The 21,957-nt window shown below is 58.1% G+C and carries 20 protein-coding genes and 1 pseudogene; 12 read left to right on the top strand and 9 right to left on the bottom strand.

Features of this window, described 5'->3' with window-relative positions; all coding sequences use genetic code 11:
• Positions 1-3: 3 nt before the first annotated feature.
• The 3 genes from ACIQ17_RS08425 to ACIQ17_RS08415 are packed head-to-tail and all read left to right on the top strand — an operon-like array spanning position 4 to position 3,384.
• The gene (locus tag ACIQ17_RS08425; RefSeq protein WP_398467366.1) at positions 4-1,515 is read left to right on the top strand and encodes a 3-hydroxyacyl-CoA dehydrogenase; all 1,512 of its coding nucleotides are present in this window, start codon (positions 4-6) and stop codon (positions 1,513-1,515) included.
• Between the two features lie 47 nt (positions 1,516-1,562).
• Positions 1,563-2,558, top strand: a complete 996-nt coding sequence (locus ACIQ17_RS08420; RefSeq protein ID WP_398467364.1) for a Bug family tripartite tricarboxylate transporter substrate binding protein — start codon at positions 1,563-1,565, stop codon at positions 2,556-2,558.
• A 31-nt stretch (positions 2,559-2,589) separates the two neighbouring features.
• Positions 2,590-3,384, top strand: coding sequence for a crotonase/enoyl-CoA hydratase family protein (locus ACIQ17_RS08415; RefSeq protein WP_398467362.1), 795 nt, complete (start codon positions 2,590-2,592; stop codon positions 3,382-3,384).
• Between the two features lie 111 nt (positions 3,385-3,495).
• Here the strand turns inward: ACIQ17_RS08415 and ACIQ17_RS08410 are convergent, their stop codons facing one another.
• On the bottom strand, positions 3,496-4,941 hold the full coding sequence (locus tag ACIQ17_RS08410) for an amidase (RefSeq protein ID WP_398467360.1): 1,446 nt from the start codon (positions 4,939-4,941) through the stop codon (positions 3,496-3,498).
• Between the two features lie 14 nt (positions 4,942-4,955).
• Positions 4,956-5,621, bottom strand: a complete 666-nt coding sequence (locus ACIQ17_RS08405; protein WP_398467358.1) for a GntR family transcriptional regulator — start codon at positions 5,619-5,621, stop codon at positions 4,956-4,958.
• 847 nt (positions 5,622-6,468) lie between these two features.
• On the opposite strand from ACIQ17_RS08405, the gene ACIQ17_RS08400 reads away from it, so the two are divergent.
• From ACIQ17_RS08400 to ACIQ17_RS08380, 5 genes are all read left to right on the top strand, one after another.
• Positions 6,469-8,454, top strand: coding sequence for a flavin-containing monooxygenase (locus ACIQ17_RS08400; RefSeq protein WP_398467356.1), 1,986 nt, complete (start codon positions 6,469-6,471; stop codon positions 8,452-8,454).
• A 93-nt stretch (positions 8,455-8,547) separates the two neighbouring features.
• On the top strand, positions 8,548-9,519 hold the full coding sequence (locus ACIQ17_RS08395; protein ID WP_398467354.1) for an ABC transporter substrate-binding protein: 972 nt from the start codon (positions 8,548-8,550) through the stop codon (positions 9,517-9,519).
• A 75-nt stretch (positions 9,520-9,594) separates the two neighbouring features.
• Positions 9,595-10,371, top strand: coding sequence for an ABC transporter ATP-binding protein (locus tag ACIQ17_RS08390; protein WP_398467352.1), 777 nt, complete (start codon positions 9,595-9,597; stop codon positions 10,369-10,371).
• Positions 10,364-11,131: an ABC transporter permease gene (locus ACIQ17_RS08385; RefSeq protein WP_398467350.1), complete on the top strand. Its 768-nt coding sequence runs from the start codon at positions 10,364-10,366 to the stop codon at positions 11,129-11,131. The genes ACIQ17_RS08390 and ACIQ17_RS08385 overlap by 8 nt, the downstream gene beginning before the upstream one ends.
• A gap of 2 nt (positions 11,132-11,133) precedes the next feature.
• Entirely contained in the window at positions 11,134-11,976 is an 843-nt protein-coding gene (locus ACIQ17_RS08380) for an alpha/beta hydrolase (protein WP_398467348.1), read from the top strand.
• 279 nt (positions 11,977-12,255) lie between these two features.
• Here the strand turns inward: ACIQ17_RS08380 and ACIQ17_RS08375 are convergent, their stop codons facing one another.
• Positions 12,256-13,158 carry a LysR family transcriptional regulator gene (locus tag ACIQ17_RS08375; protein WP_398467346.1) on the bottom strand — a complete coding sequence of 301 codons (903 nt, stop codon included), beginning with the start codon at positions 13,156-13,158 and terminating at the stop codon, positions 12,256-12,258.
• Positions 13,159-13,307: 149 nt separating this feature from the next.
• Between ACIQ17_RS08375 and ACIQ17_RS08370 the strand changes: the two genes are divergently transcribed.
• The 4 genes and pseudogenes from ACIQ17_RS08370 to ACIQ17_RS08355 all read left to right on the top strand — a co-directional run.
• Positions 13,308-14,642: an acyclic terpene utilization AtuA family protein gene (locus ACIQ17_RS08370; RefSeq protein WP_398467344.1), complete on the top strand. Its 1,335-nt coding sequence runs from the start codon at positions 13,308-13,310 to the stop codon at positions 14,640-14,642.
• Positions 14,643-14,645: 3 nt separating this feature from the next.
• Positions 14,646-14,966, top strand: a complete 321-nt coding sequence (locus ACIQ17_RS08365; RefSeq protein WP_398467342.1) for a hypothetical protein — start codon at positions 14,646-14,648, stop codon at positions 14,964-14,966.
• Positions 14,967-15,047: 81 nt separating this feature from the next.
• Positions 15,048-16,019, top strand: a complete 972-nt coding sequence (locus ACIQ17_RS08360) for a Bug family tripartite tricarboxylate transporter substrate binding protein (protein ID WP_398467340.1) — start codon at positions 15,048-15,050, stop codon at positions 16,017-16,019.
• Between the two features lie 150 nt (positions 16,020-16,169).
• Positions 16,170-16,301: pseudogene (locus ACIQ17_RS08355) on the top strand (VOC family protein); the annotation flags it as partial.
• A 200-nt stretch (positions 16,302-16,501) separates the two neighbouring features.
• Here ACIQ17_RS08355 and ACIQ17_RS08350 read toward each other — a convergent pair.
• The 6 genes from ACIQ17_RS08350 to ACIQ17_RS08325 all read right to left on the bottom strand — a co-directional run.
• Entirely contained in the window at positions 16,502-17,905 is a 1,404-nt protein-coding gene (locus ACIQ17_RS08350) for an NAD(P)(+) transhydrogenase (Re/Si-specific) subunit beta (RefSeq protein ID WP_398467338.1), read from the bottom strand.
• 3 nt (positions 17,906-17,908) lie between these two features.
• Positions 17,909-18,223: a proton-translocating transhydrogenase family protein gene (locus ACIQ17_RS08345; RefSeq protein WP_398467336.1), complete on the bottom strand. Its 315-nt coding sequence runs from the start codon at positions 18,221-18,223 to the stop codon at positions 17,909-17,911.
• A 10-nt stretch (positions 18,224-18,233) separates the two neighbouring features.
• Complete coding sequence (locus tag ACIQ17_RS08340; RefSeq protein ID WP_398467334.1) at positions 18,234-19,364, bottom strand: Re/Si-specific NAD(P)(+) transhydrogenase subunit alpha; 1,131 nt, start codon at positions 19,362-19,364, stop codon at positions 18,234-18,236.
• Between the two features lie 124 nt (positions 19,365-19,488).
• Positions 19,489-20,838 carry an amidase gene (locus ACIQ17_RS08335; protein ID WP_398467332.1) on the bottom strand — a complete coding sequence of 450 codons (1,350 nt, stop codon included), beginning with the start codon at positions 20,836-20,838 and terminating at the stop codon, positions 19,489-19,491.
• Positions 20,839-20,881: 43 nt separating this feature from the next.
• Positions 20,882-21,604, bottom strand: coding sequence for an LrgB family protein (locus ACIQ17_RS08330; protein ID WP_398467330.1), 723 nt, complete (start codon positions 21,602-21,604; stop codon positions 20,882-20,884).
• Positions 21,601-21,957, bottom strand: a 357-nt coding sequence (locus tag ACIQ17_RS08325; RefSeq protein WP_398467328.1) for a CidA/LrgA family protein, incomplete at its 5' end; no start/stop codon positions are given. The genes ACIQ17_RS08325 and ACIQ17_RS08330, both read right to left, overlap by 4 nt.

Genomic DNA, 21,957 nt, shown 5'->3' with positions numbered 1-21,957 from the left:
ATCGTGGGGATCTCGAATGGCGATGCACTGACGATCGGCGTCGTTGGTGCGGGTACGATGGGGCGCGGTATTGCTCAATGGGCCGCGCAAGCGGGGCACACGGTCAAGCTGTTCGACATGTCGTCGGATGCGACGGCTGCCGCGATCCGGTCGATACGCGGCGACCTCGAGAAGCTCGCCGGGAGAGGCAAAATCGAGCCGGCGGCGATCAACGATATCTGCGGTCGGATCGAGCCGGCAGCGCAGCTGGAAGACTTCGCGCCATGCCATCTGGCCGTCGAGGCCATCGTCGAGGATCTTCAGGCAAAGATCGATCTGTTTCGGCGGCTGGAAGCCGTCGTCTCGGGGACGTGCGTGCTCGCCACCAATACGTCGTCGTTGTCAGTAGCTGCTATCGCCAGCGCTGGACGACACCCAGAGCGGTTTGCAGGACTGCATTTCTTCAATCCGGTTCCGGTGATGAAAATCGTCGAGGTCATCGGCGCTCCAGCGACCGACGACAGCGTCGTCGAGCACCTGACGACGCTGTGCCGTCGAAGCGGCCATACGCCGGTTGTCGCGCGGGACATGCCGGGCTTCATCATAAATCATGCCGGTCGGGCTTTCGGTCCCGAAGCTCTGCGCATCATGGCCGAGGGAACCACGTCTCCGGAGGTTGTCGACCTCATCATGCGCGAGAGCGCGGGCTTTCGGATGGGGCCGTTTCAGCTGTTCGACCTAATCGGTCTGGATGTCTCCCAGCGCGTCATGAATTCGATCTACAATCAGTTCCTGCAAGAGCCACGTTTCCGGCCCGTCGCGCTGGTCGCCCAGCGGGTCGCAGCTGGCCTGCTGGGACGCAAGAGCGGACGCGGCTTCTATGACTATTCGAAGTCGCCCGAGCCGCCAGCTCCTCGCAAGAAAGACACTTGCCCTGTCAAGATCTGGATTAGCCAGGACGATCCGGACATGGCCAGCGCATTGCGGCAGGTACTCGCGGCCGGGCCTGCGCAAATCGACGAGGGCGACGTGCCAGGGGCCGAGGCGCTGATTCTCGTCACGCCGCTGGGGGCGGATGCAACCACGACTGCGATCGCGCAGAATCTGGATCCGCGCCGCACGGTGGCCGTTGACATGCTTTTTCCGGCGGCGCCACGGCTGACGATCATGGGAAGTCCGGTCGTAGGCAAGGATTACTTGTCCTATGCCGAGGCGGCGCTCGAAGCCGGCGGTCGTTCGGTGTCCATGATCGAGGACAGTCCAGGCTTCGTCGCACAACGAATCGTTTCGCAGATCGTGTCGATCGGATCGGACATCGCGCAGCAACGGATCGCGTCACCAGCCGACATCGATCTCGCCGTTCGATTGGGCCTCGGTTATCCGCACGGTCCACTCGAGCTCGGCGATCTCATCGGATCTCGGAGGATCATGACGATCCTGCGTGAGTTGCACACCTTCTACATGGATCCCTGCTACCGCCCAAGCGCCTGGCTGCAGCGCCGCTCATCACTCGGCGTTTCGCTGCGACAGGTTTGATGTCACCTCAACGTTAGTCCTCGATTGTTCTTGAAAAGGAGATTGCAATGTCGCGCAAGGATACGCGCCTGAATCGACGTCAGTTCTCGATTGGAGCCGTTGTGGGAGGCCTGCTCGCGCCGAGTTATGTTCGCGCGCAGGAAGGATTTCCGAACCGTCCTTTACGGATGATCTTGCCATATGCTCCCGGCGGAGCGACGGACACCATCGCGCGTATCGTCGCCCAGCGCATGTCGGACATCCTGGGCCAGCAAGTGATTGTCGAAAACAAGTCAGGTGCGGGCGGCGTTCTGGGAACACGCGAGGGCGTGCGCGCCGAACCGGACGGCTACACCATCCTTTTCGGCAATGTGAGCACTCTGGTGCTCAATGCGCATCTCTATAAGAAGCTGCCCTATGATCCTCTGAAAGAGCTGAAGCCACTCACGCTCATCTGCGACGTACCGAATGTTCTGGTCGTCAGCCAGGAGAGTGAAATCGCATCGCTTGCCGACCTCATCAAGAAGGCAAAGGAAAATCCCGGCAAGGAGAGCTACGGAACAGCTGGCAACGGGACGATCATGCACCTGTCGACAGTTCTGTTCGAAAAGCTGACCGGAGCGAGCATGACACATGTACCTTACCGTGGGTCGCTCCCGTCACTTCAGGATATCATGGCCGGCCGCGTCCTTATGATGATCGACAATATCACGGGACCACTCGCGCTTCTCAAAGGTCAGAAGCTGAAAGCCCTTGCGGTGAGCACGGAAAAGAGGATCCCGGCGCTGCCGGAGGTTCCGACGTTTGCCGAGGCAGGTCTACCAGGCTTCGTGAACAAGAGCTGGTTCGGACTCTGCACGCAGGCAGCGACGCCTGCGCCGATCAGGCAAAAACTAGAGCAGGTCACGCTTGCTGCGATTCAACATCCTGCGACGCAAGAGAGACTGCTCGAGCTCGGCAATATTCCGCGCGCGCTTGGTGCGGAAGCATTCCGCGATTTCTGGAATCAGGAAGACACATATTGGAAACCCATTGTGCAGCTTTCGGGAATTTCTCTCGATTAGCGCGACGATGATTGTATCAAGGAACTTGTAGATGGCATCAGAGCTAGTCACCTATCAGCTCGATGGGCGGATTGCCCTGATCGGGCTCAATCGTCCAGAGAAGCGTAACGCCATCAATGATGAACTGGCGACGCAGTTGCGGGCCCTGGCGGAACGCGCAGGCGATGAGGCTGATGCGGGTGTCCTGTTCGGTCACGGCTCCAACTTCTCGGCTGGCCTAGATCTTGCGGAACTTGCGGGAAAGTTGAGGCAAGCTGCGCCACCCAAGAAACGCCCGGCCCGGCACATCTGGCATAGCTCCTTCGATGCGATCGCACGCGGGAAGATCCCTTTCGTGGCGGCGGTGCACGGCGCTACGATCGGCGGTGGGCTCGAACTCGCCGCCGCCGCTCATATTCGTGTTGCAGACAGCTCGGCTATGCTCGGTCTTCCGGAAGGGCAGCGCGGTATCTTTGTTGGCGGCGGCGGGAGTGTCCGTATTCAGCGCATCATCGGCAATGCGACGATGACAGATATGATGCTGACTGGCAGAATGCTGGATGCGGAAGAAGGACGCGTCATAAGATTTCTGCAATATGTCGTTCCCGCGGGAGGGGCGTTTGAAAAGGCGAAGGCGATCGCCCGCCGCATCGCTGAGAATACGCCGAATACAAACTGGATGATCACGAACGTTCTTCCTCGGATCAATGACCTTTCCCATGACGATGGCCTGTTTATGGAATACCTCAACTCATCAATGACGCGTCCTCCCGAAACGATCGAGAGGCTCAACGATTTCATCGAGAAGAGATCGGCACCGCTTAAACAGCGGGATATCGACGATTAACCGGTCTGTCTGTCCACAGCATCCGACAAGGCTCGGATGATTCCTCGATCGAATGCGTGTCGATGTGCTTAGTGCTTCGTGCAGAATGAGGATATGGGGCTCCATCGAACCTCATGACTCATAACCCGGAGGCGCCACGAAGCCATGGAGTCTTGCGCATTCCTTGGCAAATGCGAGCGTCGTCGTGTCCCCTAGGTGCGGCCCGACGATGTTCAGTCCCACTGGTAGCCCCGAAACGAAGCCGATCGGAATTGTCGTAACCGGTAGCGACGGAAGCGTGTTGTAGCCGGACCAGAACAGCTGATCATTGTAGTTGACCATCGTTCCAGAAACGGGAATTTGCCTGATCTCACGTGGTGTGCTCTCGTCGAGCCTGTAAGCGGCCGAAAGCGTAACTGGAGCCAGAAGAACGTCGTGGTCTTCGAAGAAGCGAGCCCACGCGACCTTAACCTCTGCTCGCACTTCCTCGGCTCGAACATAGCTCCGATGATTTTGCGCTTGTGCGCGTTTTAACTGGGCTGCGTATGATCGATCCGCCTCGTCCAGAGCTGCGCTCTGAGATAGTACTTCTTTGAACTCGATGTCGCTTAGCCTTGCGGATCCGGTGCCACGAAGAAGACGGATATAGGCATCGTGCGCTTCAGCATGATCGAAGACGGGAGAGTTCTCGCTCGGCGAAGCTCCCTCGTTGATAAGCAGATTCAAAAAAGCCTTGATGACTTCAGAATATGCTTCGTCGATCGGGGCGATCGAAGAATTCAGAAACGTGCCGATACGAAAATCCGCAAGTCGTGTCTTTCTTGGCTTAGGCAAGCGGAAAGTCCAGGCCGCTTCATCTTCATATGCAGGCCCTACCAGGATTCTAAGCAGCAGTTCCAGATCGTCGGCTGATCGAGCCATTGGTCCGGCAGTGGAGAGATCAGTCGGGACGTTGCTGCCTACCCGAAGGTTCCCTTCATGAGAAATGATGCCGTGGGTCGGCTTGTGGCCATAAACCCCGCAGAAATGCGCAGGGAAACGGATCGAGCCGGCTATGTCCGTACCGACCTCCAGCGGTGTGAGGCCGGCGGCAAGTGCAGAGGCGGCCCCGCCTGATGACCCCCCAGGAGAACGGCTGAGGTCCCATGGATTTCTCGTTGAGCCAAACAGAGCGTTGAATGTTTGGAAGTCGGCGGAATGCAACGGGATGTTTGTCTTGCCGAATATGATAGCCCCAGCGCGACTCAATCGGTCTATCAATGTTGCCGTCTTGTTGGGCACCCAATCCGCCTGGGAAGGGTCGCCATAAGTCGTAGGCCAGCCTGCAATGTGATGGACGTCCTTCACGGTCATGGGCAATCCGTGGAGGGGGCCCCAATCTATACCCGCCGATCTCGCGGCATCGGCTTCATCCGCGCGCTTTCGTGCTTCGGCGAGGGACAGATAGATGATCGCGTTCAGCGCGGGATTATACTTTTCGATGCGCGCAACGTGCTCCTCAAGCAGATCCCGTGACCGAGTTTGTCCGGTTTTGAGCAGGTGTATCTGTTCTGAAGCGGTGGCAAGACAGTCTGTCATTTCTAGAGGCTCGTTCAGAGTACGCGTAAAATCGTATTGCGGAAGGATTCGATGTGAGCGCGCGCCATGCTGGCGGCCGATGTTTCGTCGCGGGCGGCGATTGCCTGGAGAAGATCCATGTGCTCCTGCTGAACTTGCTGCTGATGGTGTGCTTCGCTCAACGACAAAAACCAGAAGCGAGCAGCACGATCTTGGAGATTTGCAAGGATGTCTGCCAGGACCGGATTTCCCGAGACTTTCGCGATCCACCTATGGAAGCTCTGATCCAGGTTCATCAACCCTTCGACCCCGTTGCCGGAGTCGATCTCACGCTGCGCTTCCGCAAGAATTGCTTTCGGAGCTTCGAGGTCTGCCCGCGTCACTCGTCGGGCTGCCATAGACGCGCAATAGGCTTCGTTTACCAGTCGCACTTCAATAATCTGGGCGACCTCGTCGAGAGAAACCGGCCGAACGATCACGCCCTTGCGTGGGATGACGTTGACCAAGCCTTCCTTTGCTAGGCGATGCAGTGCGTGATGTACCGGTGTCCTGCCGATCTCCAGCTCTTCCGAGATGGACACCTCATTCAAGTACGCCCCCGGGGCATAGGCGACGGTGAAGATTCGATGCTTGATGGCCTCGTATGCGCGTGCGCCTAATGATTGGTCTTGAACTGTCTGCGAAGCGTCTGCGTGAGACATTGTTTGCTCATTTTGGAAAGCTGCGATCACCGGCGTTCTATCGCGGCGTGTGTTCGGTCCGAGTCTGAGTACGATAGCCCGGTTCTGAAGGTGCGGAGGAGGTCGGATCAAGCTGAGGAAAGTCTTTCGGCGCTCACGGGCGTGTTCGCTTCTGCATGGATAAAGAGTCTTCCGGCCTTACCTCCAATCCGGTCGTTGGATCGCTCATCGTACTCCGGTCGACTATCGGGATTGGGGCAACTTGCCGAGGATACACTCCGATCACCTCGACCTTGTCGATGTGGAGCTGAAGGGCGTCACGGCCTGCCGCGTTCCGCGGACGTCAATCGATGGTACTTGGAGTGAATGTCTTTTGTGCTGCCATCGTTCGCAACCGCTGAAAGTTTTGCAAGGTAGTGACCGTAATCCCACGCGGACGCCTCTTATGGAGTGATGCATCACAGTGACCCGATATTCGTTCGCAAACAAGTTGGTGCGAGAAGATATGTCTGCGTGATCTGATGGCATCGTTGGTCGCCACCGCGTGCATTCTTACGCGATCTCATCCGATAGCCCCAACCTCCTGACAGACAGCGGTTATTCTGGCGATAGCAATGTGAGCACGAGTGCTCTCTCCAGGGCTATTAATGCCGCTTGGCGGCATATCGACGTCGCCTATGACGTCGAATTGGCCATTATGATTAGTGATACATCACTAAATGCGTCAAATATGCTCTTTTCAACTGCGTAAGCCGCAGATAGGCTTTGATGCGCCATTTGTAAAACATCACGGATGTTTCGAAGTGCATCGATTGCGCTCTTTCCTCCTTGAGAACGATCGACTGAGGGCAATGATGGGAGAGAAACGATGATTGCTGCTGCTAAGCAAAACCAGCAGGCCGGGCCGCAGGCTGACGTTGGCGGTCTATTTACCGGGGCGCTTGCGCTTGATGGAGACGATGCCGCGATCGAGGCGGCTCTGGCGGATGCCGAGCTTCCATCACTGCTTGCCGCGCTGTCCTCAATTTATGACGATCCCGGTCTAGCCCCGCGCGATCTGGTGCCGCCGACCCCCCCGATGGCTGTCACTATTGCCCCGCAGGGCGGCATGAGCGCGGAGCAACAGGCCCGCGCGCGTCACATCGCTAAATCCGCGTTGATCGCAGCGCGTGACCGCGGTTGGCCGAGCGGGGTTCCGCATCGGGAGTCTCTGGAGGCGGCTATCGATTACATGACGGGCGGCGCTGGGGCTGCGATGGCGCCCTTGCTGCTCCGAGAGCTTGGTTTGCCGAGTGATGAGCGCCGGCCGAAATGGCGCAAATCCGACCTTGCGCCTGAGCGCGCATTCTCGGTGCTCGTGATCGGCGCGGGTCTGTCGGGTATCGCGGCGGCGTTTCGTCTCTCGCAGGCGGAAATTCCCTTCGTCGTACTCGAAAAGAATCCGGAGGTCGGCGGCGTCTGGTGGAACAACACATATCCCGGTTGTCGCCTGGATACGCCCAATTTTGCATACAGCTTCTCATTTGCAGCCAAGGCTGACTGGCCTCAGCAATTCTCCCAGCGTTCCGAGATTCTGAATTACGCCAAGGAGGTCGTGGCGAGAGGGGATCTTCGACCGAACATCAAGTTCTCAACCGAAGTCGAGAGCATGATTTTCGACGAGGAGGCCGGACTATGGGTTGTTAAAGCGCGGGAAGGTGATGCCGAAAGAGAGTACCGCGCGAATGTTGTGATCACTGCTGCGGGCCATCTCAATCGGCCGATCATACCGGCATATGAAGGCACGGATGACTATAAAGGTCGACTGTTTCACTCTGGACAGTGGGAAAGTGATGTCGATCTCGCAGGAAAGCGGGTCGCGGTCATCGGAACTGGCGCGAGCGCGTTTCAGATCGTGCCTTCGGTGGTCGATCATGTGAAGAGTCTTAAAGTCTTTCAGCGCAATCCCGCATGGATGCTGCCGACGCCAAACTACCATAGCGATATTAAGCCAGGTATGCGCTGGCTTCTCGATCGTGTGCCCTTCTACGGCAACTGGTTTCGTTTGTGGCAGTACTGGATCGCTGCTGAGGGACGTCGTCCGGCGGTTCAAATTGATCGCTCCTGGACGCATCCTATTTCGGTCAGCAGACTCAATGAAGAAATCCGCGTGGGTTGCATCGAGAGCCTGAAAGCTCAGGTGGGCGATCGAGTTGACCTTCTTGAACAACTGACGCCGGCTTACGCTCCCGGGACGAAGCGTATGGTGCGCGATAACGGTGCCTACGTCAGTGCCCTGAAACGACCGCACTCGAAGCTGGTGACCGAACGTATTGAGCGATTTGTCGCGGACGGGATCGAGACCGTGGACGGTCAGAAGCACGAGCTTGACGTCGTCATTTGGGCAACCGGTTACAAGGCGACCGAATACCTGGCACCAATCGAAGTCCGGGGATTGGGAGGCGAACTCCTGCATGATCGATGGAAAGATGAGTGCAGCGCATATCTCGGAATTTCGATTCCAGGTTTCCCCAACCTTTTCCAGCTTGGTGGTCCGAACAGCGGCACTGTCGTAAACGGCAACGCAATCAATTCGATGGAATGCGCGCTTGAGTTCGCGATCCATGCAATCGAATTCATGCTCCTCAATGAGACAGAGCAGGTGGATGTCCGGCAGGAAGTCCTCACGGAATTCGTGTCCAGCGTCGATGCAGCTAATCGCGAGTGTGCATGGGGCGATAGCCGGGTCGATACCTGGTATCGCAGCAAGACGGGCCGCGCGATCGTTCCATGGCCTTTCTCGGTGCTCGACTACTTTCAACGAACTGCGACGTTTCGATCTGAAGAATATATCATTACTCCAGCAAAGGCATAAGCAATGAGGAAATCGGGATGGCGGAGCGTTTCCGCACGACTATGTCAAGCCTCACTCGCAGTCGCGCTGTTTGTTGCGCTGGGAGGAAGTTCCGTGGCGGCACTCGAAGCCTATGTTGTGCGCTCAGGTGCTCCGACGCCAAATTCCGGTAGCGCAACCATCTATGTTGCCGAGAAGCTCGGATATTTCTCCGACGAGGGACTCGCGGTTGAGGTAAGGTATTCGCAGAATACGTCGCAGGCGACTCAGCTGGCAGCAAGCGGAGAGGCAGACGCGGGGAGCTTCTCTTTCGAAGCTTTTGTTGCCGGTTACGAGAAGGGAATGCGTGGCCGTTTCTACCTTCCCATCAACACGCAGAACCTGTTCTGGATCGCAACTCTGCAAGGAAGCGAGATCAAGACCGCAGAGCAACTGAAAGGGAAGAAGATCGGCGTAACGAACATGGGAAGCGGATCGCTTGTCATTGCGCGCTCGATTCTTCGCGCTGCGGGTATAAAGCCGGATAATGGAATGTTCGTTCCTGTCGGCACCGGAGCGTCGGCGCGACAAGCCCTCGAAACGGGGCGTGTCGATGCTCTTTCCCTTTGGGATGCCGGATACTCGGCCATCGAGCGCTCTGGTTTGAAGATGCAGTGGATCATGCATCCGAAACTGAAGACGGTTCCGAGCGTCGGCATCTTCGTGTCTGAAGCATCTTTCAAGGCGAAGAAGAAAGCTCATATCGGCTTCATTCGCGCTATCATCAAAGCCCGTGCCTATATGGCCTATCATCGAGAAGAGGCGGTGAAAATTTATTGGGCAAAGGTTCCAGGCGCACGCGTCGGAGAGACTCCGGAGGAGCAACTCAAGAACGGCCTCGCAGAGATCGGATTCATGGATCCATTCCCGCCAGGTACTCCCGACGATAAGATGGCGCCACGCTTTAATTTCGATGACGTGAATTATTATCTAAGCGTCTTGAAGGAAGACGGTGTTTTCACCGCCGATATCAAGGCTCAGGATATCTTTTCCAACACGCTCCTGGATGAAGTCGGTTCGATCGACTTTGCTGCAATCAAAAAATGAACTGAGCTCAAGGTCGTTTTATTTGGCGTGGTACGGGCCGGCACGCGTGCCGGCCAGCCGCAATGGAAAGACGTAATGGCACTCATCGAAATTGATAGGCTAACGAAAACATATGAGGCAGCAGACGGACGTCCTGTAAAGGCCGTCGAATCAGTTTCCGCTACGATCGATGAAGGAGAGTTTATTTCGATTCTCGGGCCATCGGGCTGCGGAAAGTCGACACTGATGATGATGTTGGCTGGCCTGCTTCCCGCAACCGATGGCCGTATCACTTACGCGGGTAAGGTGGTTACCAGTCCGCAGCCGGATTTCGGGGTGGTTTTTCAAGATCCGATCCTGTTTCCCTGGCGGAGCGTCCTTCAGAACGTGATGCTTCCCGGCGAGGTACGAAAGTTGAAGCTCTCGCTCCAGAAAGAGCGGGCCATGGCGATGGTCAAAATGGTCGGCCTTTCTGGATTTGAGACAAAATATCCAAACGAACTATCTGGCGGAATGCAGCATCGCGTTGCCATCGCCCGCGCGTTCACACTTGATCCCAAGCTTATCTTCATGGATGAGCCATTCGGCGCGCTTGATGCTATGACGCGCGAACAGATGAACTTAGAGCTTCAGCGTATCAGCCTGGCCACCGGGGCTACAGTTATCTTCGTGACACACTCCATTGCAGAAGCCGCGTTTCTGTCGGACCGCGTTTTCGTAATGTCAGGTCGGCCATCGACGGTTCAGGAAATCGTGTCAATCGACATCCCTCGGCCAAGACGCATTGAATTGATGAACACGGATGAGTTCGGCAAATATGTCGGCAACCTCCGAAAATTATTGGGCAGCGAAGCGGAGGGCCGCCATGAGTGAATCAAAGATCGTGCGACGCCTGCGCTTAGTGGCTCCTGCGATTCTCACGGCTGCAGCTATATTTTCAGTCTGGGAACTGACCGTCGATTATCTCGCCGTTCCGCAATACATTCTACCGAGCCCCTCGACTATTGCGGCGAGGATTGGCGAAGATCTACGGTCGGGAGAGGCGAACTCTCATTTTTTGATTACACTTACGGAAGTTCTCCTGGGGATCGCGATATCGATAGTCGCCGGGCTCGTCTTAGGCACGTTGATTGGTACAGTTTCGCTCGTAGAGAGAATGTTGTATCCAATTATCCTGGTCGTGCAGACTATCCCCAAAGTTGCGGTCGCTCCGCTGATGGTGATTTGGCTGGGCTACGGCATTTCGTCCAAAGTCGTTACCGCAGCGCTGATATCGTTCTTTCCGATCCTGGTAAATGTGATCACCGGCATTCGCTCGGTCGATGAACGACGGGTCTCGCTCATGCGGATGTTATGTGCATCCCCGTCGCAGATATTTTTTAAAGTGCGGCTTCCAAACATGCTGGGTTATGTGTTTGCCGGACTGGAAGTCGGCGTGGTTCTTGCGCTGATCGGCGCAATCGTCGGTGAATTCGTTGGAGCTTCGATGGGCATCGGCAGCCTCATTGTACAACGTCAATCGCAGATCGATGTACCCGGAGTGTTCTCACTGCTTGCATATCTTTCGGTGCTGGGGTTGACGCTCACGACCGTCGTCCGTCTCGCCCGTCAACGTATCGTATTCTGGCGGTAAACGTGGAAGCATCCCTGAAGAAAGAATTTTTCGACAGCCTGACCAGGTTTGGGGCACGGCTCGACGCAGACGTGCTCTCGGGAACGAAAGACCTCGTTTCCCAGATGTATCCCGATTCGCTGAACGATGATGCTGAGAAAGCCACGGTCCTCTATGGACCTGACCAACGTCAAGAGGCCGACGTATACTGGTCGGGCGACGTATTCAACGGGATCCTGCTGTTTGTCCCAGGCGGAGGCTTTGTCAGCGGGAGCCGCAGCGGATACAGTGCTATCGGTAATCATTTCGCTCGCCGCGGGCGGCTTGTCTTTGTCACAGATTATCGACTGGCTCCCGAACACGGGTGGCCAGCAGGCGCCACCGATGTCGCTGCATTTATCGCGCATGCCATCAAGATCTCCGGCAACTTTGGCCGCTGTGCCGGCTCTGTTGATGTCGTCGGTCATTCGGCGGGGGCCACGCACTTGTCCGCAGCGATTTTTGACCGCCGGTTCAATGACAAGATCGTTGACGATATCAGTCGAGTAATTCTGATCAGCGGTCTCTACGGTTTCCCTTTTCATGGGATGACCGAAAATGTGCGGTCATATCTATCAAATGACGAAAATACATGGGTTGATCGATCACCGGTCAGTCATCTAGACCGGATCGAGTTTCCCATCAGCGTAGTCGCTTCTGAGCTGGATCCGCCCCAATTTCTTTCGTCGGCGCTCCTGCTAAGCGAGGCAATAAAGCGCAGAGGGAAAGTCGATCTCGACGTACGACTGCTAAAGGCGCACAATCACATATCGTCGGTGATAACCGCGGGTACGCCTGTCGATGCCCTGACATCCATAATCGGTTAAGAGCATTCCGCAACGAAGTGCGCATATTGCGGGTCAAGACGTTGCTATTCGAGGAGTTGACCGATCAAGATAGTAAGTTGCGTCGTTCTACATGCGGAGCTTACGGACCAACCTGGCGGCTGTACTTCGCCAACAGCCCGCGGCGGAGGCGTTCCCGCTCAAAGTGATATAGGAAGAAAAGACCCTAAGAACGCACGGATTTTAGAAGACGGTGCAAATCAAAGATCACATGGTCGCCAGCGTCACAGAAGGTTGAACGTTCGATGGCAAGGTAGAGGCTCACCCGCGAAGGAGAGTCTTTGTCCGTTTAGCCAGAAACATTGCAAACGCTTCGACCAATGGCGGTAGGATGCGATCCGCTCGCTTGATCAACGCTACTGCCCGCGAAAAATTTGGATCGTTGATCTTCCGGCTTCTTAGTGAAGGCTCAGCGGCGACTTCTCTGGCTGAAACCGGGAGAATAGTAACGCCGATCCTTGCTTTGACCATCCCTATCGCGGTCATCATGTAGGTCGCTTCGGAAGCTGGGGACGGCATCAGTCCAGCCTTGCTGAAACCGAAGTCTGTGACCGCACGGACGCTCGTTCCCTGATCCATCAACACCAGTGGATAGGCGGCCAGCAACTTTGGCGTAATCCGGCGCTGTCCATCAATGGGATGTCCTTGCGGGTAGACGACCATCATCTGATCCCGTGCGGAGAAAACATGCTCGATGTCGGCAAAATTCGTTTCACCGCCGGTGAAACCGAGATCGACCTCGTCGGATCGCACAAGGTTCAGCACTCGGCTCGCAATGGCGTCTTTCAAAACGAAGGAGACGCCGGGATGCTCGTCCCGGAACTCTCTGATCGCATCTGGCAATGCTCCGGCTGCGAACGAGGGCAGGGCGGCGATCCTGACGATGCCACGTTGTCTATCCTCAGAATCTTGCGCATGGGTAAGAATAGAATCGAGATCCTGAAGTATACGCTCGAGCGCGGGCAGCAACTCGATGCCGACGCGTGTCAAAACTACGGCTCTCGGACTTCTGTCGAATAGCTGGAAACCTAAAGTTTCCTCCAATCGTTTGATTTGCACTGTAAGCGTGGGCTGCGAAACATTCAGATGCATCGCGGCCTGCGTGAAGCTCTTGAACTTCGCGACCGCAATGAACGACTTCAACTGCCTGATACTTACATCCATAGATAGAATCTATTTCTACCATTCATTTATTTCAATTGCATAATCGCCTGCGCTCGATCCACATTGCAATGAATTTCGGCACTCCGTGACCGTTTAGACCATGGTGAGGGAATGAGACGATTGAACTTGGTCGCGCCTCGGGTGCGCGTTTGAGAACGATACGCATGGGTGCCGGTGCCGGATACTCCGGTGACCGCCTTGAACCCGCAATCGAGTTGGCTGAACGCGGTCGGTTGGATTACCTTGTTTTCGAATGTCTCGCAGAGCGAACCATCGCGCTTGCGCAGCAAGCCAAGATGCGCGATCCCGAAACGGGTTACGATCCTCTCTTGGACGCGCGCATGAACGCCGTCCTCCCGGCGTGCCGAGCCAACGGCGTCCGCATTGTGACAAACATGGGGGCCGCCAATCCGGAGGCGTCGGCACAGCTTCTGGCGAAGATTGCCCGTTATCACGGAATGAAGGGTTTGAAGGTCGCTTCCGTGGTGGGGGACGACGTACTCGATACCGCCATACAGCTGGATCTGCCCATCGATAGTGGGGGCACAGTGAGAGATTTGGGCAACCGGGTCGTCTCGGCGAACGCTTATACGGGCGCGGCCGGTATCGTGGAGGCCCTTGTGGCCGGAGCTGACGTCGTGATCACGGGGCGCGCGGCAGATCCCTCACTATATCTTGGACCACTCGTGTTCGACTTCGGCTGGAAGATGGACGACTGGTCCATGCTCGGCAAAGGTATTCTCGCCGGGCATCTTCTCGAATGCGCAGGGCAGATTACGGGTGGCTATTTTGCCGACCCGGGTTTGAAGGATGTTGCAGATCTGGCGCGGCTTGGCTTCCCGATTGGCGAAGTACGCGAAGACGGTGATCTCGTCATTACTAAGGTCGAGGGTTCCGGCGGCGCAGTGACCGCGGCCACCGTCAAAGAGCAATTGCTTTACGAGATCCATGATCCGGCACGCTATTACCAGCCTGACGTCATCGCCGATTTTTCGACTGTCCGGGTAGAGGAGGTGGGCGCCGACCGTGTTCATGTGGCCGGGGCAACTGGCAGGTCCAAGACGGGCGAGCTGAAGGTGTCGGTTGGATATCTGGACAGCTATATCGGGGAAGGGCAGATCTCCTATGCGGGCCCCGGCGCTGTCGAGCGAGGACGATTGGCGATCGATATCGTCCGTGAACGCCTCAAATTGACAGGCGTCAAGACCACCGAATTACGCTTCGATCTGATCGGTGTCGATGCCCTTCATGGCTCCACCCTCGCCCAGCAAGCCTCGGCGAACGAAGTTCGCATCCGCGTAACGGGTCGTACGGAATCCTTGGAAGAAGCAGTGCGCATCGGTCAGGAGGTCGAGACCCTGTACACCAACGGCCCGGCCGGCGGTGGCGGAGCTTGGCGCTCATCCCGTGAAGTGATCGCCGTCGCCTCGACGCTCGTTCCGGAACACGTCGTCAAGACCAGCGTCCAGATGTTTGAGGCATGAGCGATGAAGTTGCGTGAAATTGCCCATTCCCGGACCGGCGATAAGGGAAATACATCCAACATTTCCGTCATCGCCTTCAATGAGCGGGACTACGAGTTGCTGCGTGAGAATCTGACAGCGTCTCGCGTCAAGGAGTACTTCGGCGACATCGTCAGCGGCGAGGTCGTTCGCTACGAATTGCCAACCCTTGCGGCCCTTAATTTCGTTCTGTTCGGTGCGCTGGGCGGCGGTGTCACGCGCTCTCTCGCCCTCGATGCTCACGGCAAAGGGTTAAGTTCCGCGCTGCTCGATTTCGACCTGCCACAACGTCAAGAAATTATCTGAACGACCGACCAACCACAGCTGCAACCAGCTTAAAGAAATGCGAAGCAGCCCGATCGAAATGAAATCTAACGGAGGGGACACATGAAAGCCAAACACTGGACAACGGCGGCAATTGCGATGATCGGCACGATGGCCATCGCATGGCCTGCGATGGCGCAGACATATCCAACCAAATCCATCAAGTTCGTCGTGCCTTTCGCCGGAGGAAGCGCTACGGACGCCGTGGCGCGTATTCTGGGCGACCATGCGTCCCGTACGTTGGGACAACCGATCGTCATCGAGAACATAGCCGGAGCAAGTGGCATTCTTGCTGCGCAAAACGTGGCTCGGGCAGAGCCCGATGGTCATACGGTACTGATCACGACAAACACAACGCACGGCGCGAACCAGAGCCTGTTGAAGAATGTGCCATATGATGCTGTGAACGGTTTCGAACCCGTGACAAAACTCGGGACGATCACACTGGCCCTGATTACGAACCCATCCGTTCCGGCGAAAAGTCTGAAAGAACTGATCGCTTATGCCAAGGCAAACCCTGGCAAACTGTCGTTCGGCTACGGGTCAAGCTCGTCGCGAATTGCAGGCGAGATGTTGAAGTCCATGGCGGGGATCGACATCCTCCCGGTGCCTTACAAGAGCAATCCTCAGGCGATCACCGACTTGCTGGGTGGCCAGATCAACATTGTCTTCGCGGATATCTCCACGACCTTACCGCAAGTGAAATCGGGCGCGGCAAACGGCTTGGCCGTCTCGACCGCACAACGCAGCGCCCTGGCTCCTGATCTGCCGACCATCGCAGAAGCTGGCCTTCCGGGGTACGACCTTGCTGCCTGGTTTGCCGCGTTCGTTCCTGCCAAGACCCCTCAGCCCGTTGTACAGAAGCTGCGTGAGGCTCTTGTCGCTGCCGTCAAGGATCCTGCGACACAGGAGCGGCTCCTCAAGGCTGGCATCGAACCGGAATCGAGTACGTCAGAGGAATTGCGGACTTTCGTCGACACCGAAATCAAAAAGTGGTCGGACATCGTGAAGACCGCAGGCATCCAGCCGGAGTAATAGGTCTAATTGGCTTTCGTTCGCTGACATCGTCGCGCCTTCAGCGACGATGTCATTTTGTGCGATTTCAGCCGACAACTGGCCGCTTAAGAACTATGCTGAAGATGACGCATGCGAGCGTCATCCCCCAAAGAGGCGCTGAAGAAAAGCGGCATCGCGGCCGGCGGCACCACCTGCGAAGAACCGCCGGGCATCCGCGAAGGTGGCGTGAAGATGTATCTCGCCTATCTGCGCGACCCCGACGGCAACAAGATCTGCGCGCTGCATCGCATTCCGGCTTAAGGGCCGAGCCCAGCGCCAAACAAAAATGCCCGGCTCATCGCCGGGCATTTTTCGTTTCTTTACTCCATCCCTCATGGTGTAGAGGCGCGGAGCACCGTCTCGAACCATGAGCTGGCCTGGCTCGGCGCCTGTGGCCATCCTTCGAGACGCGCGCTTTGGCGCTCCTCAGGATGAGGGACATAGCCCGTAGAAGGACCCGCTCACATCGCCTTGACGATGTTCTCCGTCACCTTCTTCGCGTCACCCAGCAGCATCATGGTGTTGTCGCGATAGAACAGCGGATTGTCGATGCCGGCATAGCCGGAGGCCAGCGAGCGCTTGATGAACATCACGGTGCCAGCTTTCCAGACCTGCAGCACCGGCATGCCGTAGATCGGCGAGGTCTTGTCCTCTTCCGCCGCCGGATTGGTGACGTCATTGGCGCCGATGACGAAGGCGATGTCGGCCTGGGCGAATTCGGAGTTGATGTCCTCGAGCTCGAACACCTCGTCGTAGGGCACGTTGGCTTCGGCCAGCAGCACGTTCATGTGGCCGGGCATGCGGCCGGCGACCGGGTGAATGGCGTATTTCACCTCGACGCCTTCCTTCTTCAGCGTGTCGGCCATTTCGCGCAGCGCGTGCTGGGCCTGCGCCACCGCCATGCCGTAGCCGGGCACGATGATGACCTTCTGTGCGTTCTTCATGATGAAGGCCGCGTCGTCGGCCGAGCCAAGTTTGGCCGGCTTCTGCTCGCCCGAACCGCCGCCGGCCGCGGCACTCTCGCCGCCGAAGCCGCCGAGGATGACCGAGATGAAGGAGCGGTTCATCGCGTGGCACATGATGTAGGACAGGATCGCACCCGACGACCCCACCAGCGCGCCGGTGATGATCAGCGCCGAATTTCCCAGCGTGAAGCCGATGCCGGCGGCGGCCCAGCCCGAATAGGAGTTGAGCATCGAGATCACGACCGGCATGTCGGCGCCGCCGATCGGGATGATCAGCAGGGCGCCGAGGAGCAGCGCGAGGATGGTGATGACCCAAAAATCCACCGCCGAACCGGACTTCACCAGGCCGTAGATGAAGAACACCAGCGCGAGGCCCAGCACGATATTGATGATATGGCGTGCCGGCAGGATGATCGGTGCGCCGCTCATGCGGCCCGACAGTTTTGCGAAGGCGATCACCGAGCCTGTGAAGGTGAGCGCGCCGATGGCGACGCCCAGCGACATCTCGATGAGGCTCGCCGCGACGATCTTGTTCGTGGCAGGGTCGAGAATACCGAACGCTTCCGGCGCGTAGAACGCACCGGCGGCGACCAGCACCGCGGCCATGCCGACCAGCGAGTGGAAGGCGGCGACCAGTTCCGGCATCGAGGTCATCGGCACGCGCTTGGCGATGACGGCACCGATGCCGCCGCCGATGGCGATGCCGAGGATCACGAGGATCCAACCGATCGCATCGGCCGGCGGATGCGCGGCCAGCGTGGTGCCGACGGCGATGGCCATGCCGACCATGCCGAAGAAATTACCCTGGCGGCTGGAGGCCGGGCTCGACAGGCCGCGCAGCGACATGATGAAGAGCACGCCGGCGACGAGATACAGAAGTGCAGACAGATTGGCGTTCATCGCTTACTTCGCCTTCTTCTTATACATTGCGAGCATGCGCTGGGTGACCAGGAAGCCGCCAAAGATGTTCACGCAGGCAAAGATCAGCGCCACGAAGCCGAAGCCGCGGGCGAGCACGCCGCCGCTGCCGGCGAGCTTGACGCCCACCGCGAGCAGCGCGCCGACGACGATCACCGAGGAGATCGCATTGGTCACCGACATCAGCGGCGTATGCAGCGCGGGGGTCACCGACCACACCACGAAATAGCCCACGAACACCGCGAGCACGAAGATGGAGAGCTGAAAGACGAAGGGAGAAACCAGCGAAGCGTGATCCATGGCGATATCCTCAAGCAGTCTTCGGCTGGAAATTCGGGTGGATGACGGCGCCGTCCTTTGTCAGCGCAGTGGCTTTCACCAGTTCGTCGTCCCAGTTCACCGCGAGCGCCTTGGTCTCCTTGCTGACCAGCGTCTCGATGAAGGAGAACAGGTTGCGGGCATAAAGGCTGGAGGCCGAGGCTGCGACACGGCCGGCGACATTGGTGAAGCCGACGATCTTGATGCCGTTGACGTCGGCGACCTCACCGGCCTTGACGCCCTCGACATTGCCGCCGCGCTCGACGGCGAGATCGACCAGCACCGAACCGGGCTTCATGGACGCCACCATATCGGCGGTGACCAGGCGCGGCGCCGGGCGGCCCGGGATCAGCGCCGTGGTGATGATGATGTCCTGCTTCTTGATGTGCTCGGCGGTGAGCGCGGCCTGCTTGGCCTGATATTCCTTGGACATTTCCTTGGCGTAGCCGCCGGCGGTCTGGGCGTTCTTGAACTCGTCGTCCTCGACCGCCAGGAACTTTGCACCGAGGCTCTCGACCTGCTCCTTGGTGGCCGGGCGCACGTCGGTCGCGGTGACCACGGCGCCGAGACGGCGCGCGGTGGCGATAGCCTGCAGGCCGGCAACGCCGACGCCCATCACGAACACTTTTGCGGCCGGAATGGTGCCGGCAGCGGTCATCATCATCGGAAAGGCGCGGCCGAAATATTCGGCAGCCTCGATGACAGCACGGTAGCCGGCGAGATTGGCTTGGGACGACAGCACGTCCATCACCTGCGCGCGGGTGATGCGCGGCATCAGCTCCATGGCGAAGGCGGACACGCCGGCGTCCGCAATGGTCTTCAGCGCGGCTTCATTGCCATAGGGATCCATGATCGCGATCACCAGCGCGCCACGCTTGTAGTTCGCAAGCTCCGAGGCTTCCGGGCGCTTCACCTTGATGACGATGTCGGCATCCTTCACCGCATCGGCAGCGATGGTCGCGCCGACGGCGGTGAATTCGGAATCCGGCAGGCCCGATTTGATGCCCGCGCCCGGCTCGATCACGACCTCGGCGCCGAGCGCCTTGAATTTCTTGATCGTGTCCGGAGAGACCGCAACGCGCGGCTCCTGCAGATCGATTTCCTTGGCAACGGCAATCTTCATCTTTGTGTCACTTGGGGTCGCAGTTTTCGTAATGTGAAAGCATAGCTTGCCCGCCTATCGAAGAGATGCGCCGATCGAATGGACGAGCATGCATGTGGCGAATGATCTGTTGGTCGTCCGCTTATTACCGCTGGCTCGATGTCAAGTCTTCGATCCTTGCAGCAATTTCGAAGATTCTGCGATCATTGCCACCGGCCGCAGCCAGCATGAGCCCGACGGGAGCTTCGCACTTGCGCGAGATCGGCAGCGAAATGGCGCAGCCGTCGATCATGTTGATCAGCGTGCAGTTGCGCAGCGCCAACAAGTTCTTCTTGGCGAACATCTTGTCGTCGTCCATCTCCGAAATCGACGGCGGCGCGATCGGACAGGTCGGCATCACCAGCGCGTCATAGGGCGCGATCGTCGCCTCGGCGCGCGCGATCAGCGAACGGCGCATCGGCAGGAGGTCGATATAGTCCGCCGCATTCTGTGTCTCGCCCCGCGCGATGCGCACGGAGACGCGGGGATCGTAGACGTCGCCCTTGGCGGCGAGCAGCTCGCGGTGCCAGGCATAACTTTCGGCTGCGGTAAAACCGCCCTTGCTGCTCATGAGCGGGATGTCGTTGAAGGACGGCACTTCGATACGCTCGATCAGCGCACCCTTGTCGCTGAGCAGCGTGATGGTGCGCTCGAATATGTCGGATACGACCGGATCGAGTTCGTCCATCGCAATCGTGGTCGGGATAGCGAGGCGCATACCCTTGATGGCACGGGGCACGAGCTCAAAATCCGGCTCACCGGCCAGCACGGCATCCATCGCCGCGCAGCAGGCGACGCTGCGCGCTAAAGGACCGATGCTGTCGAGGGTAAAAGATAGCGGCACGGCTCCATCGAGCGGCACGCGGCGCTGGGTCGGCTTGTAGCCGACGATACCGTTGAAGGCCGCCGGAATGCGGCAGGAGCCGCCAGTGTCGGTGCCGAGCGCTGCATGGGCCATGCCGTCGAGCACGGAGACGCCGGCGCCTGAGGACGAGCCGCCCGGCACATGACCGATCTCGCGCTTCCAGGCGCCCTTCGGCGTGCCGTAATGCGGATTGGTGCCGATGCCGGAATAGGCGAACTCGACCATGTTGGTGCGCCCGATCAGGACGAAGCCGGCAGCGCGCAGCCGCGCCACCGTCGGCGCATCCTTTGCCGCCGGCGCGCTGTCGTCCAACGCGCGCGAGCCGGCGCGGGTCACCTGGCCCTTTATGTCGAACAGGTCCTTGATCGATACCGGGATGCCTGCGAAGCGCGACGGTTCGGCGCCGGCTTTGCGCAACGCATCCATCGCATCCGCTGCGGCAAGTGCGGCGGCCTTGTCCACATGCATGTACACCCGCTGCCCCTCGCCATCGGGATCGGCGATCCTGGCGATGCAGTCCTCGACAAGTTTGCGGGAGGTGGTGCGGCCGGCTGCAAGATCGGCGGCGAGGCTGGCGAGAGTGTGTGGCATCGTGAGGTTTCCGTTCCCGGTATGTTAGGTCATTCGTCGTAAGCTACGGGTGCAAAAGCGCCGCGGCGACAGGGATTAACATCGAGGTAAGTAGTGCATTGAGGCCCATCGCGAGTCCGGCAAATGCACCTGCTAACGGGTTTATCTGGAGCGCCCGAGCCGTCCCTATGCCATGCGAGGCCAGGCCCAAGGCAAATCCTCGCGCGCGATAGTCATTGATCCGGAGAAGATTCATGAGAGGGGTGACGGCTATGGCGCCGAGAATGCCGGTGACGATCACCGTCGCGGCGGTAAGTGATACGTTACCCCCCAATGACTCGCTGATCCCCATCGCAACGGCGGCGGTGACAGATTTCGGAGCGAGCGAAAGCTCGACAAGTTTCGGGAGGCCGAACACTTCCGACAAGATGACCACCGAGAAAATAGCGACCGTGCCTCCGACGAGGAGCGCAAAAAATATGGGCAAGACTGCTGCGCGAATGAGTTGTCGATTTTCATAAAGCGGGACGCCGAGAGCGACTGTCGCAGGGCCGAGCAAGAAATGCACGAACTGCGATCCGCTGAAGTAGCTGGAATAGCTCGTGCCTGTGATGTGCAGGAAAACAGCAATAATCCACATCGAGTGCAAAACGGGATTAGCAAACGGATGCTTGCCCGTAGCAGATGAGAAGAATTCTGCGAGCCCGTAGACGACAAGCGTGATAGTCAACCAAGTCAGCGGCTGCTTGGACAGGTATACCCACAACGAGAAGTAATTTTCGCTCACGACGAGATTTTGTCCGGCGCGGACATGCGGGTAACGAGCATGAAGGTGGCCGCGGTGGCAAGGAGAGTAACCATCACGGAGACGACTAGAGTGGCGATGATGCCGATCCCATATTTGGCGATCAGATCGATGTTCTGAACGACGCCGACCGCAGCGGGAACAAACATCAGCGATAGATAGCTCAGCAGCTTATGTGCGGTAGCCTCGACACGACCCATATTTAAAGGGCCGCGTGTCATGATGGCAAATTTATCCCGCGCAGCGAGTAAGGTAACCAACAACAGCATTCCGAGAACAGGACCTGGCAGCGGCACGTCAAGTGACCGCGCCACGACTTCGCCGGCCAGCTGGCA

Origin of the sequence: Tardiphaga sp., from assembly GCF_044340795.1 — a bacterium.
Classification (GTDB): domain Bacteria; phylum Pseudomonadota; class Alphaproteobacteria; order Rhizobiales; family Xanthobacteraceae; genus Tardiphaga.
Note: the sequence above shows the minus strand (reverse complement) of the source record. Positions and strands in the feature narration are given on the sequence as shown.

Bases quoted from the DNA above. Each gene is read 5' to 3' on its own strand.
- ACIQ17_RS08420 (WP_398467364.1), top strand. From the start codon at position 1,563: ATGTCGCGCAAGGATACGCGCCTGAATCGACGTCAGTTCTCGATTGGA.
- ACIQ17_RS08415 (WP_398467362.1), top strand. From the start codon at position 2,590: ATGGCATCAGAGCTAGTCACCTATCAGCTCGATGGGCGGATTGCCCTG.
- ACIQ17_RS08410 (WP_398467360.1), bottom strand. From the start codon at position 4,941: ATGACAGACTGTCTTGCCACCGCTTCAGAACAGATACACCTGCTCAAA.
- ACIQ17_RS08405 (WP_398467358.1), bottom strand. From the start codon at position 5,621: ATGTCTCACGCAGACGCTTCGCAGACAGTTCAAGACCAATCATTAGGC.
- ACIQ17_RS08400 (WP_398467356.1), top strand. From the start codon at position 6,469: ATGATTGCTGCTGCTAAGCAAAACCAGCAGGCCGGGCCGCAGGCTGAC.
- ACIQ17_RS08390 (WP_398467352.1), top strand. From the start codon at position 9,595: ATGGCACTCATCGAAATTGATAGGCTAACGAAAACATATGAGGCAGCA.
- ACIQ17_RS08385 (WP_398467350.1), top strand. From the start codon at position 10,364: ATGAGTGAATCAAAGATCGTGCGACGCCTGCGCTTAGTGGCTCCTGCG.
- ACIQ17_RS08375 (WP_398467346.1), bottom strand. From the start codon at position 13,158: ATGGATGTAAGTATCAGGCAGTTGAAGTCGTTCATTGCGGTCGCGAAG.
- ACIQ17_RS08365 (WP_398467342.1), top strand. From the start codon at position 14,646: ATGAAGTTGCGTGAAATTGCCCATTCCCGGACCGGCGATAAGGGAAAT.
- ACIQ17_RS08360 (WP_398467340.1), top strand. From the start codon at position 15,048: ATGAAAGCCAAACACTGGACAACGGCGGCAATTGCGATGATCGGCACG.
- ACIQ17_RS08350 (WP_398467338.1), bottom strand. From the start codon at position 17,905: ATGAACGCCAATCTGTCTGCACTTCTGTATCTCGTCGCCGGCGTGCTC.
- ACIQ17_RS08345 (WP_398467336.1), bottom strand. From the start codon at position 18,223: ATGGATCACGCTTCGCTGGTTTCTCCCTTCGTCTTTCAGCTCTCCATC.
- ACIQ17_RS08340 (WP_398467334.1), bottom strand. From the start codon at position 19,364: ATGAAGATTGCCGTTGCCAAGGAAATCGATCTGCAGGAGCCGCGCGTT.
- ACIQ17_RS08335 (WP_398467332.1), bottom strand. From the start codon at position 20,838: ATGCCACACACTCTCGCCAGCCTCGCCGCCGATCTTGCAGCCGGCCGC.